Here is a 3,262-nt window from a genome sequence, read left to right on the forward strand (position 1 = left end):
TTGGCGGATGCTGATTACGAAACCAAACCAAGCTACAGCTTTACCGTCACCGCCACCGATGGGGCCGGTAACCACACCGATCAAACCGTCACCCTGGCGGTGAATAACCTCGATGAAGTGGCACCGACGATTACCTCTGGTGATACCGCGACTGCCATCGATGAAAACAGCGGTGCTGGGCAAGTGGTGTATACCGCTGTTGCTGATGACTCTGCTGATATCTCTGATGGCGTAGTTTTCTCTCTCTCTGGCGACGATGCGGCGTATTTCAGCATCAACTCCGCCACCGGTGAAGTGACTTTGTTGGCCGACGCTGATTACGAAACAAAAGCCAGCTATTCATTTGTAGTCACCGCCACCGATGGGGCTGGTCACTTAACTGATCAGACCGTCACTCTGGCGGTTAATGATCTGGATGAAGTCGCACCGACGATTACTTCTGGCGCTACCGCGACTGCCATCGATGAAAACACTGGTTCTGGGCAGGTGGTGTATACCGCCACTGCCGATGATTCAGTGGATATATCCAGTGGAGTGAGCTTCTCGCTCTCAGGCGACGATGCAGCGTATTTCAGTATCAACCCAGCCACCGGTGAAGTCACCTTGTTGGCGGATGCGGACTACGAGACCAAGTCCAGCTACAACTTTACTGTAATCGCCACCGATGGGGCTGGTCACTTCACTGACCAAACCGTCACCTTGGCTGTCAATAACCTGGATGAAGTGGCACCGACGATTACCTCTGGTGATACCGCGACTGCCATTGATGAAAACAGCGGTACCGGCAGTGTGATTTATACCGCGACTGCCGATGACTCCGCAGATATCTCTGATGGTGTGACTTTCTCGCTCTCAGGCGACGATGCCGCGTATCTCTCGATTGATGCCAGCACTGGTGAAGTCACCTTGTTGGCCGACGCTGATTACGAGACCAAACCAAACTACAGTTTTACTGTAATTGCCACCGATGGCGCCGGTCACTTCACTGATCAGACCGTGACGCTGGCGGTCAATGATCTGGATGAGTCAGGACCGGTATTTACCTCCGGTACGTTGGCGGATGCCATTGATGAAAACTCTGGTGCCAGCTCGGTTATTTACACAGCCACAACCAATGATGCGACGGCGGTTTATAGCCTCTCGGGGGATGATGCAGGGCTGTTCAGCATTAATTCAGCCACTGGCGAAGTCACCTTGTTGGCCGATGCCGACTATGAGACCAAGTCCAGTTACAGCTTTACCGTCACCGCGACTGATGGGGTTGGTAACTTTACCGACCAGACCGTCACCTTGGCGGTGAATAACCTCGATGAAGTGGCACCGACGATTACCTCTGGTGACACCGCGACTGCCATCGATGAAAACAGCGGTGCTGGCTCGGTTATTTACACAGCGATTATCGATGACTCCGCGGATATCTCGGACGGCGTAACGTTTAACCTCAGTGGTACTGACGCGCCTTACTTCACCATTGATACCAATACTGGCGAAGTGACTCTAAAAGCGGATGCTGACTACGAAACCAAGTCCAGCTACAGCTTTACCGTCACCGCTACCGATGGGGCTGGTCACTTTACTGATCAAACCGTCACCCTGGCGGTGAATAACCTGGATGAAGAAGCGCCAAGCATTACGTCTGGCGCTACGGCCACCTCGATCGATGAAAACAGCGGTGCCGGGCAGGTGGTGTATACCGCGACCGCTGATGACTCCGCAGATATCTCTGATGGTGTGACTTTCTCGCTCTCTGGCGACGATGCGGCGTATTTCTCAATTGATGCCAGCACCGGCGAAGTGACTTTGTTGGCGGATGCTGATTACGAAACCAAGTCCAGCTACAGCTTTACTGTCACCGCTACCGACGGAGCTGGTAACTTTACCAATCAGGCCGTTACCCTGGCGGTCAATAACCTGGATGAAGTGGCACCGACGATTACCTCTGGTGATACCGCGACTGCCATCGATGAAAACAGCGGTGCGGGCAGTGTGATTTATACCGCTACTGCGGATGACTCTGCAGATATCTCTGATGGCGTGGCTTTCTCCCTCTCAGGCGACGATGCGGCGTATTTCTCGATTGATGCCAGCACCGGCGAGGTCACCTTGTTGGCGGATGCTGATTACGAAACCAAACCAAACTACAGCTTTACCGTCACCGCTACCGATGGAGCCGGTAACCACACCGATCAAACTGTTACCCTGGCAGTGAATAACCTGGATGAAGTGGGGCCTGTATTTACCTCCGGTACGTTGGCAGATGCCATTGATGAAAACTCTGGTGCTAGCTCGGTGATTTACACCGCGACCACGGACGACGCGACGGCGGTTTATAGCCTCTCAGGTACAGATGCGTCACTGTTCAGCATCAACTCCGCTACAGGCGAAGTGACTTTGTTGGCCGATGCCGACTACGAGACCAAGTCCAGTTACAGCTTTACCGTCACTGCAACTGATGGGGCGGGTAACTACACCGACCAGACCGTCACCCTGGCGGTGAATAACCTCGATGAAGTGGCACCGACGATTACGTCTGGCGCTACGGCCACCTCGATCGATGAAAACTCTGGTGCTGGGCAAGTGGTGTATACCGCCACTGCGGATGACTCTGCTGATATTTCTGATGGTGTGAGTTTCAGTCTGTCGGGTGCAGATGCAGCGTACTTCAGTATCAACTCAGCCACCGGCGAAGTCACCTTGTTGGCGGATGCCGACTACGAAACCAAACCAAGCTACAACTTTACTGTCATCGCCACCGATGGTGCGGGTTTACAAGATAGCCAGACCGTCACTCTGGCGGTCAACAACCTGGATGAAGTGGGGCCTGTATTTACCTCCGGGGCTCTGGCGGATGCCATTGACGAAAATTCTGGTGCCAGCTCGGTTATTTACACCGCAGCGACCGATGACGCGACAGCGGTTTATAGCCTCTCGGGGGCTGATGCTGCTTTGTTCAGCATCAACTCCTCTACAGGTGAAGTGACTTTGTTGGCCGATGCCGACTACGAGACCAAGTCCAGCTACAGCTTTACCGCCACAGCCACCGACGGAGCCGGTAACCACACAGATCAAACTGTTACGCTGGCGGTGAATAACCTCGATGAAGTGGCACCGACGATTACGTCTGGCGCTACGGCCACCTCGATCGATGAAAACTCTGGTGCTGGGCAAGTGGTGTATACCGCCATTGCGGATGACTCTGCTGATATTTCTGATGGCGTGAGTTTCAGCCTGTCTGGTACAGATGCGTCACTGTTCAGCATCA

General features: G+C 53.7%; 1 protein-coding gene. It reads left to right on the top strand.

Going from position 1 to position 3,262, the window contains the following annotated elements; translation table 11 throughout:
- The coding region (locus Q8W32_RS16445) for a cadherin repeat domain-containing protein (RefSeq protein ID WP_305415675.1) at positions 1–3,262 on the top strand (3,262 nt) is incomplete at both ends.

This window comes from Oceanobacter sp. 3_MG-2023 (assembly GCF_030688925.1).
Taxonomy (GTDB): Bacteria; Pseudomonadota; Gammaproteobacteria; order Pseudomonadales; family Oceanobacteraceae; genus Oceanobacter.